11 protein-coding genes and 2 pseudogenes are annotated in these 15,237 nt (G+C 66.4%); 6 read left to right on the plus strand and 7 right to left on the minus strand.

Translation table 11 applies throughout. The features are described 5' to 3' along the window. Positions 1 to 79 precede the first annotated feature (79 nt). Positions 80 to 584: pseudogene (locus tag UIS43_RS10920) on the minus strand (flavoprotein). A gap of 290 nt (positions 585 to 874) precedes the next feature. Here UIS43_RS10920 and UIS43_RS10925 point away from each other — a divergent pair. The 4 genes and pseudogenes from UIS43_RS10925 to UIS43_RS10940 form a co-directional block, all read left to right on the plus strand. Beyond that, positions 875 to 1,360, plus strand: coding sequence for a hypothetical protein (locus UIS43_RS10925; RefSeq protein WP_248771638.1), 486 nt, complete (start codon positions 875 to 877; stop codon positions 1,358 to 1,360). Positions 1,361 to 2,375: 1,015 nt separating this feature from the next. Continuing rightward, a complete protein-coding gene (locus UIS43_RS10930) occupies positions 2,376 to 3,071 on the plus strand; it encodes a hypothetical protein (RefSeq protein WP_156910850.1) in 696 nt (231 codons plus the stop codon). Positions 3,072 to 3,497: 426 nt separating this feature from the next. Further along, positions 3,498 to 4,616, plus strand: coding sequence for a hypothetical protein (locus tag UIS43_RS10935; RefSeq protein ID WP_071622553.1), 1,119 nt, complete (start codon positions 3,498 to 3,500; stop codon positions 4,614 to 4,616). Positions 4,617 to 4,716: 100 nt separating this feature from the next. Next, positions 4,717 to 4,812 (plus strand): annotated as a pseudogene (locus UIS43_RS10940) (IS5/IS1182 family transposase); the annotation flags it as partial. Between the two features lie 253 nt (positions 4,813 to 5,065). On the opposite strand, the gene UIS43_RS10945 reads toward UIS43_RS10940, so the two are convergent. The 6 genes from UIS43_RS10945 to UIS43_RS10970 all read right to left on the minus strand — a co-directional run bounded on the left by UIS43_RS10945 (position 5,066) and on the right by UIS43_RS10970 (position 12,703). After that, entirely contained in the window at positions 5,066 to 6,544 is a 1,479-nt protein-coding gene (locus UIS43_RS10945; protein WP_370013086.1) for a tyrosine-type recombinase/integrase, read from the minus strand. Positions 6,545 to 9,240: 2,696 nt separating this feature from the next. After that, the gene (locus UIS43_RS10950; protein ID WP_370013088.1) at positions 9,241 to 9,726 is read right to left on the minus strand and encodes a hypothetical protein; all 486 of its coding nucleotides are present in this window, start codon (positions 9,724 to 9,726) and stop codon (positions 9,241 to 9,243) included. After that, positions 9,686 to 10,279 (minus strand): hypothetical protein, encoded by a 594-nt coding sequence (locus UIS43_RS10955; protein WP_370013089.1) that lies wholly within the window; start codon positions 10,277 to 10,279, stop codon positions 9,686 to 9,688. Before UIS43_RS10955 ends, UIS43_RS10950 begins: the two co-directional genes overlap by 41 nt. Positions 10,280 to 10,297: 18 nt before the next feature. Next, positions 10,298 to 11,215: a hypothetical protein gene (locus UIS43_RS10960; RefSeq protein ID WP_370013091.1), complete on the minus strand. Its 918-nt coding sequence runs from the start codon at positions 11,213 to 11,215 to the stop codon at positions 10,298 to 10,300. Between the two features lie 68 nt (positions 11,216 to 11,283). Further along, complete coding sequence (locus UIS43_RS10965) at positions 11,284 to 12,027, minus strand: hypothetical protein (protein WP_370013093.1); 744 nt, start codon at positions 12,025 to 12,027, stop codon at positions 11,284 to 11,286. 163 nt (positions 12,028 to 12,190) lie between these two features. After that, a complete protein-coding gene (locus UIS43_RS10970) occupies positions 12,191 to 12,703 on the minus strand; it encodes an ATP-binding protein (RefSeq protein WP_370013094.1) in 513 nt (170 codons plus the stop codon). A 759-nt stretch (positions 12,704 to 13,462) separates the two neighbouring features. Between UIS43_RS10970 and UIS43_RS10975 the strand changes: the two genes are divergently transcribed. Beyond that, positions 13,463 to 14,473, plus strand: coding sequence for a hypothetical protein (locus UIS43_RS10975; protein ID WP_370013096.1), 1,011 nt, complete (start codon positions 13,463 to 13,465; stop codon positions 14,471 to 14,473). Positions 14,474 to 14,483: 10 nt separating this feature from the next. Further along, on the plus strand, positions 14,484 to 15,041 hold the full coding sequence (locus UIS43_RS10980) for a GNAT family N-acetyltransferase (RefSeq protein WP_370013098.1): 558 nt from the start codon (positions 14,484 to 14,486) through the stop codon (positions 15,039 to 15,041). Positions 15,042 to 15,237 lie beyond the last annotated feature (196 nt).

Below are 15,237 nucleotides of genomic sequence, written 5' to 3' on the forward strand. Positions count from 1 at the left end.
GAGGCAACACCAACACCGTGCACTACCGGCGGGCGATAATCATTCTGGCCTCGGGTGGCAGGGCCCACGGCGTGCCTTCTCAGAGGCTGTTCACGGTGTCGATGACTTGCCGCCAGGACGGCAGACGGTCCTCGTAAGGGGCGTCGTGGTCGTGCAGGACGGTGACCGCGTCCATGAAGCCCAAGGTGTCCAGGGAGCGGGTGAACGCCGGGGGACGCCAGTTGGGGTTTGCAGTGGGGCACCACCGCGGTGGACACCCCGTATCCGGCCATCTCGCACAGCAGGGCGTTCGCGAAGTTGTCGGCCAAGCCTTGGGAGAACTTATTGGTGGAGTTGAAGGTCAGGGTGCAGGCCAGCACCGCGTCGGCGAGCGGCAAGGGCGTGCCCTGGCCGGGTCTGCGAAACCTCACGCGGACCGGGTCGCCGGTGACCTCCTCCAAGCGGGCGGGGCCGTGGAAGTCGGCGCCGGTGGGGGTGGACAGCACCGTCACCTGCCAGTCATGGCCTTGCAGGGCCTGGACGAGTTCAACCACTCCCTCCGGTGCGGGTGCTCCGGTCAACACCAGGTACAGGGTTCGCGGCATGGCCCGAGTGCAAAGCCGAGCTGGCTGGCGGATCCGAGGTTCAGCCGTCTCGAACGAAGGGCACGGCGGGTCTCAGCCACCCGAGTGCCGGCAGGCGATCCCAGCACACACGCTCGGTACAAGACGCGTCTCACGGGCAGGACACCTGAGCCGCCCTCATACAGTCCAGAAAGTGAATGACTTCCCGACTGGTCAGGGTGTTCCACAGCCGAGATAGCGGTCAGACACAGGCATGGCCGTTACCGGCCAACCCGACCCACAAGACGCACCCAGCCCACTACCTTCCCGACGTGGACATCACGCTCGCCGAGGCCTGGACCCTGTGGTGGTCAGGTCAACAACTCACCGACCACACCATCCACGGCCTGTCCGTGCTGTGGCTCGCCAGGCTAGGGAAGCTTCTCGCGTTCCTCGCCGGAACCACCATCGTCCTTGATGTCATTGGCCCTGAACGACTCATCGCGTGGAGCCAAAAGGCAAGCACCGACCCCAAGCTAAAGCGCGGTGTGATCACTGCCTTGTTCGCCATGGGCTTGGCTCTCGGTGTAGTAGCGGAAGTGCTTGCCTGGCAGCGGAACGACTTCACCTCCCCGGACTACAACCTGAGGTGGGCGCTCCTTGTCGGCTTCGTTTCATCACTGCTTGGAGCCAACGCTGAGCGCATCGCTGGCTGGGTCGGTCATGCCCTGGCACGAGAGGGGATCGAGAAGTGGGTGCGCCGAGTCGCGATCCCCCTGTTCTTCCTCGGGTTCGCCCTGGACTACATGGCATCCTGATCCGATAGGCGAGGACCTCATGAGGTGCCATCGGACGCCACTAGGGGCCGGTGTGTGCTCCGTTTGTGCTCCGCAGTTCCGGACTGGGGCGACACCGGGCGACACCTCTTAACACGAAACGATGGTGGTGATCGGATGGATAGGGACGAAACGGCACCCTGTGGCACGTAGAAGCACGAAACCAGCGAACTTCTAATCCGATGGTCGCAGGTTCGAATCCTGCCGGGTGCGCCACAAAACCCCAGGTCAGACGGGGTGCGCGAGTCGAACAGACGAGGCGCCGGGCCCGGATCGGGGCCTGAAATGCTCCCCGTGTGCTCCGCAGTGCAAGGGCCAGTACAGGTGGAGGGCCACCTCGCGGAGCACTTTGCCGTTCCGTGACCGCGCGGACCCGTGGCGGCGTGCCCCTGCGTCCGCCCGCCAACGGCTCACGGCCGCCCCGACGCTGTCGCGTAGGCACCACAAGACCGGGGCACGCCCTACCCGCCCCACAGGCCATATATGGCCAGTTTCACTGCGGCCCCTTGCCCCGCAGGCCATGGACACTCCACAAGTGTCATGATGCGGGAAGCACTCTGAACCCCCATGATTCACCACATGCGATAGCGATCCAACCGAAGCTCCTTTACTCCCGAAGACACCTCTGGACCTCTGGCATTACAAGCTCCTTCAGGTCGCGGCACGAAAGGGCCTCCGTGGAACTCCTGCCCTCCACCGATCCTCCACAGATCTGCAGTTACCACCTGGGTTCACGCCTGAGCGGGGGCGACATGGGCCCCGTCTGCCTCGCCCGAGCCCGCTCAACCCACAAGGCCAATACCGCCCGCCGCGTCAGCGGATTCCACACAGTCGAGGTCGTAGATGCCTCCCCCGGCGCGGTTGTTGCCTACGTCCGTGACACCGAGTTCGCTGTAATCTCTCGGCTGGCGGGCTGATACGCATGCCCGCTCAGCTTCCAAACAAAGTCACCCGCTCTCGCTACCGCCTCTACCTACCACTTGGAGTACTGCTCCTCGTGACAACAGTGGCCGCCACCTGGCTCGTGGTTCGCATCGGCGGCGGACAGATTCCCCCCTCGGGCACCGAGCTCACCCCCGAACCCACCGCCCCTGCGCCCTCCTCTGTCGGGGAGAACTTTGTGCCGCTGGCCGGACAGGACATGGCCCACAACCGCTTCCCGGTGGGCTTCCCCCACAGCCCCGAGGGCGCCGCGTCCATGGCCATCGTCTACCTCCAGGCCCTGTCCACCAACGACGCCCAAACGCTCGCCCTGGCCTTCGACGCCTACGCCGACACCGCAGACCCCGACGCCGACGTCGGCGAGTGGCTCTTCCCCCTGCGCGCCGATGACATCGAGGACTACCTGCCGCCCGGCGGGAGCTTCGACCGCGAGGCCTTCCCCGCGCCGAGCTCCCACTACTACATCGAGCCCATCGGCGTGTCCTGGGATGAGGTCGACGCCGACACAGTCGACGTGTGGGTACTGGCGAACGAGGAGGTCAGCGACGGCGAGAGCGCAGCCTTCGCCCGGTCCTACATCCACGGGATGCGCCTGGAGTGGGATGCGTCAGTGCGCTCGGGGGACTGGGTGATCACCGACATCGAAGACCCCAGCCGCAGCGCGGCCTTCAACCTGGGCGAAGAGTACTACAGCTTGGACCACGAACTGTGGACGCCGATCTTCTTCCCCGAAGGGGACGAAGGAAGGTGAGATGCCTTTGGAACCAAAGCTGACCCTTAACGATCCTGAACCCAATGCCCAGCGAGTGACCACGGTCGCCCAGCCCTGGAGAGCGAACCACAAGGCGGCTCGCTTCGTGGTTCAGGAGCGGTTCTGATCGGGGTGCAGCACGGTTGGGTAGAATCCAAGGACACCCCGTGAGCCCAGCGAACAACCGCAAATTATTATGCTGGCCGATTGAGATTTTAAGCTGCACAGAATGGCCTCGAATGTCGGCACTACACGAAAGCTACCCACCTTTGGCACCGATGAAATCGCCGCCCCGGTCCTTCTTGCAGCGGTCTTTCAGTCGGCATGCAGTCCGTCACCGACCATCATCACCATGACCCCCTTCTGTCCACCACCAAATTCGCTAACTTCTTCCCCTAGCCGACCCAACGAACCGAAGGACACGCCTTGACCGGCGACAAAGTGACGCTGAAGCGGATCGCCCCCATCTTCCTTACCGCCGTGCTGGCACTGACCTCTTGCAGCTCCGGAGGAGACGAGGCCGCGCCGGAGGGGGCATCGCAGACCGACGCCGAGTCGGCGGAGCCCATGGTCCCGGCAGAGGAACTGTCCGGACTGTTGGAGTACCACTGGGGAACGAGAGGAGCGTTCCTCACCTTCCACGATCTGGAAGACGGAACCCAGAAAAGCCTGATCGATCTCACTGAACTGACAAGGGCCGAGACAGCCAGCATGGGGATCGATGTCTTCTGGAGCAGGTTCGCGTTCTCTCCAGATTTCGGGTTCGCCGCCTACGAGCATGACGGCGGACTTCGCTTCGGCACACTTAACGCCGAGACCTACTCCTATGACTGGATAGGAGCCGTGGAACCGGAGGAGTCGACCACGTTCAGCGGTGGCGAAGTCGAGTACCTCGCCCCACAGTTCTCCCCCGACGGTAGCCAGCTCTGGTTCGAGGAGCAGCACCAGCACAGCGAGGAGGACTCACGCATCCTTTCTGTCGAGATCACAGATCTGGAAGGGGAACCGGAGCACCGGGGCGACGCCCCGCGCGATGTCGAGACCATCCACGAAGTCGACTCGCGGGTGCTGAGCGGACAGGGAACCCGCCGAGGTCCGGACAACGTCTACGCCATCACCGAAGACACCCAGTTGGAAGTGCTGGAGAGGGTCAACGACGAGGAGACAGGGCTGGACTACTTCGTCGGAGACACCACCGGTGTGATCCCCTGGAACTTCGTCGAGGGGGCGCCCGGCCAGTTCTTCGGACCGCTCGGCTTCGACCACAGCACATTCACCGAACTACACTCGCTCTCGCTCTCCGATGACGGGACCGTCTCCGACGACGGGATCGACCTCGAAGCCACCGGCAACAGCATCAGTCGCGTATGGGCCGACAAGGAACACGACCGCCTGATCCTCTTGGCCGGAAACTCCTACTTCGCCTACACACCCGGCTCAGACGACGAACCGGTGGCGCTCTTCGACGACCTCACGTACGAGGAAAGGCCCGAAGGCGTGTATCAGAGCGAGATCCTCGGCGTCTACCCGGTCCATAACGGCTAGGTCAGGGAATCAGCGGGCCCACGATCACGATCGCATGGTGGGAGCCGAGCACGCCGCGACGGCGGTGATCCCTGCCGAGGCCGTCGACAAGGAACCCAGCCAGCGCGGGTTCCAGGTGCTTCCACACCGGCAGGACGTCGAGCACACGTTCGACTGGCTCGTGCTCCACCGCCGTCTGGTCCGCGACTACGAGCAGTTTCGGATCGAGGCGGCGCCACACGGCGTGACATGGCACGAGACGGCAAACCGGATCGGATGGATCCGTTTCCTGAGGAACAAGAAGTGGGCTTCCACGGCCTACCTCCCCAGCCTGTGGTGCACCATGGGACCTTTGATCCGATCGGTTACCGGCCCTGGGCATGAGGAAACCCCAGGCCAGTCGGGTTGAACCCGTGTGCTGACCTGGGGTCGGTGGTGCCGTGTGGCTCGGGGTGTGCTCAACGGTTCGGCTACCCGGCCCTCACCGGAGACGGGCCTCGTAGCAGCGCGGCGGTGGCCTCGGCCGCCGCTTTGGCCACGTCCGGGAACACCGACTGGTAGGTGTCCTGGGTGAAGTGCGTGGTCGCGTGCCCCAGCTCGGCCGAGACCACCTTCACGTCCGTCCCGGCGGCCAACGCCAGTGAGGCGGCGCCGTGGCGCAGCCCGTGCAACGTGATCGGCGGCAACCCGGCGGCCCTGGCGATGCGCAGGAACCAGTCACTGACCTGCCCCGGATGCCATCCTGCGCCATTCTCCTTGGTGAAGGCCAGGCCACTATCCACCCACGCCGCCCCGGCCTTGAGACGGGCCTCGTTCTGGAACCTCCTCCAAGCCCGCAGCACCTTGATGGTGTCGGCGTCCAGAGTGATGGTGCGCTGGCCCGCCGCGCTCTTCGGGGTGGAGGTGATCGTCTCCCACGCCAACTGGACGACCTGGACGCGGATGTCGATCTGCCCGTCCGTCAGCCGGGTGTTGGACCAGGGGAGTCCAACCGCTTCTCCTCGCCGTAGGCCTTTGACCGCGATCAGGTGGAACATCGGATACAACCACGGGTACTTCCTCGCGTGCACCAGGAAGGTGCGGGTCTGTTCCGGGGTCCACACCATCACCTCCCCCGGCACGATCCCGTCCTTCTTCCACTGGCGTACCCGGTCCGGTGTCCACACCAGCGGACGCTTCCTCGGACACGAGGGCAGGCGTACGTGCGAGGCGATGTTCACCGACACCGGCAGATCCGGACGCCTGACGGCTTCGGACAACGCACTCCGCAGAGTGGCGCGGATGCGGTGCTTGGTGGACAGCGAGATCACCCTTCGCCCCCTGACCGAGGCCCGCACCTGAGGGTCGTCGGACTCGCGACACTCCAAAATGTGGCTGTTGGTTTCCTCAATGGCCGCGAACATGGTCTCGACGTGGCGGGCCTGGAGCTTGTCCAGCCGGAGCCGGCCCAGGTGCGGGGCGAGGTAGGTGCGGATGTGCCCGGCGTAGGAGGCCCGGGTTCCCGCGGCCAGATCGGGCTTGCCCTTCAACCACTCCCCCAGCCAGGCGGCGAGGGTGGGTGGTTCGGTGCGCACGTCCACCGCCATCGCGACCCGCTTGCGTACCTCTTCCAGGTCCGGGAGTGGGCGGCGTTGCTTCAACGCCGCCTGGACCAGGTCAGCGATCTGTATCTCGACCGTGGGATCCTTCTCCGCCAGACCGATGAGCACTTTGACGTGCTCCAGTCCTTTCCGGGCTTCCTCCTGGGAGGGCAGGCCGACGCGGCGGGCTTGGCGGCGCCCGCCCTCACTGGTCGGGGGAAGCTCGTACTGAAACGCCCACGCCCCATGAGAGGGGTTCCAACCTCCGCTTCGGCGTTTGAGCTGCGGACACCTCACTCCCAACACCCTGCCGGTGTTCTCGTCGCGGCATCCGCACCGTTTGAACGTGGACCCCTCACGCGCGGCCATGCACGGCCTCACCTTCGTCTCGCTCCCCACGCACACCACATCCGCTACACCCGGCAACCACCGACAGCGAGCCGACCTCGACCACCATGACCGGAGTACTCACACCCACCTGGCTCACCTGCCCACCACCTTTGAACTGCGCGGATACGGCGTACGACCCCGCGTGTGGCGGGGCACCACGCATCCACGCTCGACCTCGTAGAGGTGGTCAAGCGGATTCAGCAGGAACGTCGTCAGATGGGCACACACCCCCGCCCGCCCATCCGATACGCCCGACATCGCCCTGTTCCTGCCACCGCCCCACCCCGGACCGGTCCAGGGGTCAACGACGCGAGCCCCACCGAGCCCGCCACGCGGCCCGTCCGCGCCGAACGCCCCGCCCCAGGACGCCCGGGGCACCGCCGCGCGGTCGGGCCGACGTGGGGGCGCTGACAGCCCCACGCCACCCGCCCACGTCCCGGGGCCACACCATGGGCCTGGAACCCGCTGCGAACCGCCCCGTCCCCGAGCAGTGCTTCTCCTCGCCACCACGCCTCGGTCTCTCCCCCGACATCGTCTTGGGCCTCTTCGCCCCGATGAACCCCTATGAAGACGCAACCTACGAAGATGCGACACCCGACCTCAGAACCTCACGCGGCTCGGCCTCCGCCACCACGTACCGCTGACAGACGAGGCCGCGCGAAACACAACGCGGGACAACAAAAAACACGTGGCAGGAATCAACAGGGAACGATGCGATGCAGCGCCCGGAGCTGGTCGATCTTGGGCTCTACACAGGAATAAGGGATCAGCTTTATCTCTCACGATGAAGACGAAAGACTTTCACTGAGAAAGAGGCGAAGAAAGAAGGGATGCCGCGCGAGCAGAGCGCCCGTGGAGGCGGGCGGGGCGGGCGCGCTCGCCCGCGAGCGAGGGCGCCCCGCCCGCCTACGTGAGGAGAACTACCCACTGGGGTATAAGTCTGGACGGCCGTTGGCCCACCCGCAGGGGCGTTGACCTGCGCATCAGCACGAGTAGGGGTGGGCCAGCCAAGAGTGGCCCACCCGCTGGCCCAGTCGGTGGCCCATGCGCTGGCCAGGGGTTCACTTCGGGTTCAGTGGAGGTTCACACCCCACCTTCCCGCTTCCAAGGAAGTCAGAGAGAAAGCGCGCATGCGCTTCTCACAGGCACAGGAAATCGCGCTTTGCCACTCGATAAGCGAGAGCACTCCGGCTACCTCGATCGCACTAGAGCGACTCTTCGCGGGAAGGGATCGCGATTGCGATCCGGAAGGAGAAGATCCCTTCTTCCATGGCGTCTTGGCCAGGGGAAGCCTGCGCGTGGCAGGTGATCGGACTTGCACGCCCCTGGTCTGGTGAGAGGAAGAGAGGGTAGACGAGACCGCCAGGGAGGAGGCGCAGCGGGAGGGGGAAGGCAGCCATGAGTGGGCTGAGGCCACGGTAGACGTAGGCGGGCGGGTCCGCCCCCGCTTGTCGGGGCGGGGCCGCCCGCCTACGTGAAGAGGACTACCCACTGGGTATAAGTCTGGCTTTCCAACGGCCCACCCGCAGCGGCTCCCACCTGCACTGATAACGCTCGCGAGGTGGGCCGATCAAAGCGGCCCACCCATGGGCGGAGGCACAGGCGGAGTCACAGGCCCCCGGAGAGGCCCCGTCACCGGCGGAGTCACAGGCCCTCCAACGGCCCGCTCCCCGGCATGACGCGGGGATGGAACACTCTCTCCCGCACCAACGGACAGGCTGCGCGAGTGAGGCCACCTTGACCGCACTCTCCAGGCGAAGAGGGCGCCCTGCGGTTCCAGGACGCCCCACCACAGCCTCTTGCCAGCCGCGAAACTAAGCCCTCATATCCAGCCAGATACGCACCGCAGAGGCCAGCTCGGCGAACTCTCCGTTCTTCTCCGCTCCAGGTGATCGTTGTCCTGTTCCAGGGCCACACGTGTTGCCCTGCGCTTGCGGGACCTTGAACACATACGGGCGAACCCCGCGCACCCCGTCATCGTCCACACACCACCCCCGTTCCTCAGGACGGGGCTCGCGCGGGCGGGGCACAGCGATGGTGCCACCGCCAGAACGGCTCTGGCGAGGTCGGGGAACCTCAGGGCCATCTGAGGCCTGACGAGAAGGCTCCGGAATGCCTGCCGGGCCTGCACCGACACCTTTGGGCGGCAGTGGTTTCGTCATGGTGGGGGACGCCGGGTCCGCGCCCCGGCCGAGTGGGCTGCAGAACACGAGCGCCAGCAGCGCTCCGAGCATCCAGCACAGGCGCTCCGCCCAGCCCTGGCGGCGCTTGCGGTGCCGCCCGCTATGCTTCTCCACGATCTCCTCCTGCTGTCGTCAGGTGGGAATCACGCCCCGGACCGGTGTTCTCAGCACCGGCTCGGGGCACCCTTTTCTCTTGCCAGCGACCTCATGGTCGCGGTCTTTTCCCTCCGCGTGCGGTTGCGGCATGGGTGTCAATGGCCCCGGAGGCGTACGCCTCTGAAACTGCGCTTCCCAACCGAACCGCGCGAAAATACGCAGAGAGCCGCCCCTGGAAAAGCGCACCGATTCCCAGGGGTGGTTGATGTTCACTTGGACTCGCGAGGTTTTTCAACCCGTTGCGCCAGAAAAACCACCCCGCCGTTCCATCCAAGGCTCATAGTTCGGATAAATAGGACATTCAGCCCCGGATATTCACAGAAGCCGGAGCCCGGCTCACATGCTCCTGACGGCATATGGCCGAAACGGGACAGACTCCGGCCTGCCGAGTACCTCGAGCACGTGGTCGAGGTGTTCCCGGGGGAAGAAGAGATGCGTGTCCCTGGTGCGTGCCGGTCCGCCGTAGACGTCCGGCACGACGGGGCGTACGCAAAGCCAGGACTCCGCTCTTCCCCACTCGTTCATGGCGATACAGATGTCCCGATCCGCTCCGAGGAGGGTGATCAGGTGTTCGGCGGGAGCGGGTCGCAGTTTGAGCCACACCCGGTCGGCGTAGAAGGCGCTCCACCGCGGGTCTCCCGGAGGCATCCCCGGCCCCGAGCCCTTCAGGGATTCGCCGAAGTTCTGGCAACTGGCCCTGGTGTTCATGCCGAGGGACCACAGGCGAAGGACGAGCGGGACGAGTTCACGGTCAATCGGGACACGCACTCCACTGGGTGCCTCAAGCAGCTGGGTCTCGTGGGTCTTCAAGGGGACGCTCATGGTGGTTCCCAGCGGTGTCGTGGGCCTGCGTGAGGGAGGCTGCCCAGAGCCGGATGGCCGCTATGTGGTGGCGGCCCAGCCCCGCATACGGGTCCGGCTGGATCAGCAGAGTGGGTGCACCGCGCCAGGTTCGCTCCGCGGCCCAGTCGTAGTCCGGTGGCGCGAAGTCGTCGTCGATCCAGGCGACGGGCGCGTTCCCGAGCCAGTCGACTACCGGGTCGCGTTTCCAGAGGTAGCCGCGCGGGTGCGGGGTCGAGATGTCGGGCGTGCCCAGATCGACGTGCGGGAAGTGGGGCATGCCCACGCGTGGCGCGATCAGAAGGTTCGCCTCGGCTCCCCAGCTCGTCGCCCAGCACGGTTGGACGAGGCCGGTGGAACACAGTGCGTTGACCGTCGCACCGTGGTTCGGGTTGAGCCAGATCGGCACACCTCGGTGTCCCCTGAAGTCGACACGGTGGGGAAGGTACTCCGGTGGCACGGAACCGCCCGGGCCGGGGAACGGGTTGAGGACTCCGTCGACGTCGATCAGCAGGTACGGGGGGACGGCTGCCATGGGTTCACCCTCCAAGGCTCAGACATCGAGGAGACGGGCCGCGTCGTGGGTGTGACGCCGCACCACGTTCGTGTAGGCGGGATCGGCGGCGGTGTCACCGATCCAGACCAGGGACTGGGCGAGGAACCACTCCAGGGCCCACACCCGGTGCCAGCCGAGCGCCCAGTCCTGTGGCGGCAGGCCTGCGCGTCGGGTGAGCACTCCGGCGCTGCCTCCGGCCTCCACGTAGGACTCCAGGAACGCCCGGGTCCGGTCGGGATCGGGGGGCTCCACTGTCCCGTGCCAGGAGGCGAGGTCGATCAGTCCAGGGCCGTGGAAGGCTCGGGCCAGGTCGTAGAGACGGACGCGTCCGTCGCGGATGTGCAGGCTCTCGGGATGGAACTCCGAGTGGACCCATCCGTAGGGTGCGGTCGTGGTGCCCTCGGCTCGTGCGCAGGCGGCTCGATCGATGTCGCGCAGTGTCTGCATGATGTCGTCGGCGTCGGACCAGCGTCCCTGGGCGTTCAGCAGGTCCAGGGTGCGCATCGCCCTGCGCGGGAGCGAGGCCAGCCATGTGCTGTCGGCCAGGGGAAGGTGGGGCGGGACCGCCGCGCTGTGGAGTTGGACCGCCGCCGCGACGCCGTCGCGGTCCGTGGCCTCTCGGTCGGGTTCGCCCAGGTCCTCCATCAGCATCGCCAGGGTGGTGCCCGAGCGCAGGGACGCGATGAGGCGGGGAACGCTGACGCCCGCCTGCCGGGCGCTGGTGAGCGCTTCGTGTTCGTGTGTGAAGGGTTCGGTGGCGCACTTGAAGACGACGGTGGACCCGTCCGTCAGGGTCAGGCGCTCCACGTGTGAGAGTTCCCAGCTGTGCAGCGGCTTGGCCTCTGCGAGTTTGTCGACCATGTCGGCGGCGGCGAGTACCTCGTCGCGCATCCGGTCGATGTCGGGTTGGTGCATGTGGTGCTCCTCGTGTCGAGGAGGGGCTCTCCGTAAACGAACGGAGAGCCCCTGGAGGTCGGGGATGGTCAGGAGCGGTCGCTGTAGGAGCGGACCGTGGTGAGCCAGGTGTCCCGGAAGGTGTCCAGCTCGTCGCGGAAGCGCTTCATGTCAGTGCCGTAGGGGGCCACGACTCCGCCCCTGCGGTCGGGGGCGGACTGGCAACCGTGCACCAGGCGCCCGCCCAGGGCGGCGTGGGCCTTGACTCCCTCGATGCGCCGGTACTCGTTGAACCAGGCGCCGTGGAAAACCTCGTCCAGGAGCTCGGTGGTGGGCTCGTCCAGGTCGTAGACGACCTGTGCGGTGTCGGCGAAGAACCAGGTGGGGCCGACGACACTGATGTGGCCGTCGTCCTCGACCTTGTTCAGGGCGGTGAAGGTGGAGACCTCCGCGAGCATCCGCAGGTGGTCCGCGGTGACCCCGTCGATGCCCAGCGAGGTCAGGTGTTCCTCGCGGAAGAGGTGGCTGTAGACCTGCCAGGCGATGTGCAGGACCTCGGCCGGGTCGTGGGTGGTGCGGGAGTTGCGGGCGATGTAGTCCAGGGCGATCTGTTCGATGGCCGACTCCGAGGTCTCCTCGACGGGAAGGAGTTCGGCGGCGACCTTGTCCCAGTCGATGACGGTCCAGGTGTCGGACTCCAGGCGGAAGAAGTACGCCTCGGGGTCGATGGTGACCGTGTCGTCCTCGACCGACATTCCCACGACGCGGTTCCAGCGGGGGTCGAAGTTGTGGCCGGGGATGCTCAGGCTCGTCGGGGCCAGCTTGACGGACATGGAGTGGTTCCTCTCTCAGGTTTCTTTGTGGAAGGGGTGTCGGATTTCTTTGTGGAAGGGGTGTTGGACTGGGCCGCGGCCGTACCAGGGCCGCTGTCCAGAGCTGTGGGGCAGGGGTTGCCTTGTTGTCACCGGTAGGTGTTCGGCCCACCGCTTGTCGCTCTCACCGCAGCGCCGATCGCGAGATGGCGGCCCACACCGTGAGGGGTGTCCCCTGGACGCCCAGGAATCCCCAACGGCGGCTGAGTCGCTCCACCAAGGCGAGGCCACGCCCGTTCTCCAGGCCGGGATCCATCGGACTCACGCGGGGAACGGAAGGGACCGCACCATGCCGGGGGCCGGCGTCCTCGACGGCGAGGCGGATCACATCGGTGTCGAGGTAGGCGATCGTGACCGTGAAGTGGCCGTTCTGGCCCGATGCCGTGTGCCTCAGAGCGTTGGTCACCAGTTCGGAGAGCACCAGTTCGATGACGTCGGCTTCCTCCTGCGAGAGACCGGTGACCGTCCTCGCCCAGCGGCGGGCCTCACGGACCTGCGGCGGTGTGTGCCCGAATCTGGCGGCGTGACGGCGGTGGGCTCCGCCCAGTCGGGGCATCGTGGAGTACCCGGGCACCCGGTGGGGCAGCGCCGGTGTCACCTCGGCATCCGCGCGGCCGTCCTGTTTGGGTGCGTTCATGGTGTTCATCCGTGTTGCGGTCGTCATCCGCGCCTCGATCTTCTGACCCGTACCGCACGAGTCCTGGGGTGTTCCCTGCCTGCACCTCCCATCGAACACCGAGAGCAACTACAGGTCACGGGGCGTACGGACATGGTTTCTATGCCACCCGCGACGTCCCTGAACTGGCGTTTTCCCGATGGGAAGCGCGTTTCCATGTCAGACCGGCGAGTGCGCGCGACGAAGTGCCGGTTGCAGGCTTTGTGGTTTCGGGCAATCTGGATACCGACGCCTGAGGAGAGCTGCATGAAGTGGACGAAAGCCCAGCTCCGGAAACTGCGCGAGCAAATGCGCGAGCAGGATCGCACGAACGATGAGATCGCCGACGAAATCCGTATCCGCTGCGGGTGCTCGCCGTTGGCCGCTTATCGCCACATGCGCGGGTGGAGCCAGGCCGAGGCGACCGAGCGGTATCGCGGTTCCGCTGGCGGGTTGCCGCTGGACCAGGCGGGACTCAGCCGCCTGGAGCTCTGGCCCGAGGTGGGTGGACGGGCACCACAGGCGACACAGGTCATCGCTCTGGCGACGCTCTACGGCACCTCCCCACGGAGACTGCTGTCCCCCGAGGGGTTCGACAAACTGAGCGAGCACGAGCGCAATGTCCTCAAAAGGATCGGAAACCAGCTCACTCCCACTGAAACAACCCAGACAAGCACAGAACAGGCATATTTCTCCGTCAGCGAAGAAACCAGAACGCTACCGCCAGAAAGGCAGATCGAGATGGCCGCGAAACGCGCGATGAGGTTCGGAGCGATGGCGGAGGGGACGAATGTGGGGGTGGAGACCATCCAGGAGCTCTTCGCGGAGGTGTCCAGGCTGGCGAAGGCCTATCCCCGTGCTCCCCTCCACGAGGTTCTGGGAGACCTGGTCGAGGCCCAGGACGTGGCGTTCATGTTGTTGGAGGGGCGGCAGCGTCCCAACCAGACCAGGGACCTGTATCTCCTGAGCGGCCTGTTGAGCATCATGCTCGCCAAGGCCAGTCATGACCTCGGTGATCCGCACGCCGCGATGAAGCAGGCCCGGACCGCGTTCATCTGCGCCGACAACGCCGACCACGACGGGCTGCGCGTCCGGGTGCGCGCCCAGCAGAGCCTGATGGCCTACTGGGCGGGGTGGCCTACCGAAGCCGCCCGGTACGCGGAACTGGCTCGCGATCTGGCCACCGAGCGCACCGGCACGGCCGCCATCTGGCTGATGTCCCAAAGCGCCCGCACGTGGGCCTCGCTGGGCAGCGCGGAGCGCGCGCTCGACGACCTCCAGGCGGCCACGGCCCTGCGCGAAGGACTGCGCGGCGACGACCTGGACGAGCTCGGCGGACTGATGCGCTTCGCGCACTGCCGCCAGCTCTACTACGGAGCCGAGACGCAGATCTGGATTCCTGGACGTGAGGAACAGGCCCAGCAGGTCGCGCAGGAGGCCGTGGGTCTCTACGAGACCGCCGCCGCGGAAGGGTCCGACGACTGGGCCTACCAGGACGAGGCCGGGGCACGCGCCGACCTCAGCTACGCCCGGGTCTCCCTGGGAGAGATCGAAGGTGCCGCGCAGGCCCTTGAACCGGTCCTGGGCCTGCCCGCCACGAAGCGGGTGTCCGGCGTGGTGAACAGCGTCATGCGCGTACACGGCGCCCTACGCAGCCCGGACTACACCGGAAGCAAGGCCGTAGCCCGGATCCGCCAGGAGATCGAGGCCTACAGCCGCACTCCCGCCTCGGCACTGACCTCGGGGCGCTAGCCTGCCGGACATGCACCCAGTCGAGCTCTCCAGCGCCAGGCTCAGCCTTCGGGAACTGCGCCTCACCGACGTCGAGGACCTGCTCCGGGTCTACGGAGACCCGGAGGCGGTAAGGCACCTGTCCTTCACAGCGCGCACCAGGCAGCAGTGCGCGGCCATCGTGGAGGCCGCGATGACCGATGCCGAGCGGGAGGGCAGGGGCGTCTACATGCTCGCTGTCGCACGGCAGGAGGAGCTTGTCGGCGCCGCGCGCTTGGCCGTGGACGAGCGCCCCCACAGCGCGCAGATCGGTTTCGCCCTGCGTCCGGACCTGTGGGGGCGGGGGTTCGGTAGTGAACTCGTCCAGCTCCTGCTCCGGCTCGGCTTCGACGAGCTGGGGCTCAAACGGATATGGGGCGCCCGCTCTCCAGAGAACCAGGCCTCCGAGCGCGTCATGCGCCGGGCTGGCATGGTGGAAGAGGGACGGATCCGGCGGCACCTGTGGACCCGGAACGCCTGGCGCGACTCCATCGTCCACTCGATCCTGGACGACGAGTGGACTCCCAACTCGGTGACGCACAAGCCATAGGTCCCGCCCGAAGTCCAAGTCACGGTCCGGGTGACGGGAGGCGACCCCGGCACTCATCTACATCCGGCACCAACGCCAACCCTGGGGCGAAGCCTGGCCGGATACGGCCAACCCTGTCCACACACCGCGCCACAGCCCGGGTTCTGCAATCGTAGGACCGCACACCCTTCACCCCCTGTCCTTAAAGGAGAGCAGC

The organism is Nocardiopsis sp. LDBS0036 (assembly GCF_041228755.1).
Classification (GTDB): domain Bacteria; phylum Actinomycetota; class Actinomycetes; order Streptosporangiales; family Streptosporangiaceae; genus Nocardiopsis; species Nocardiopsis dassonvillei.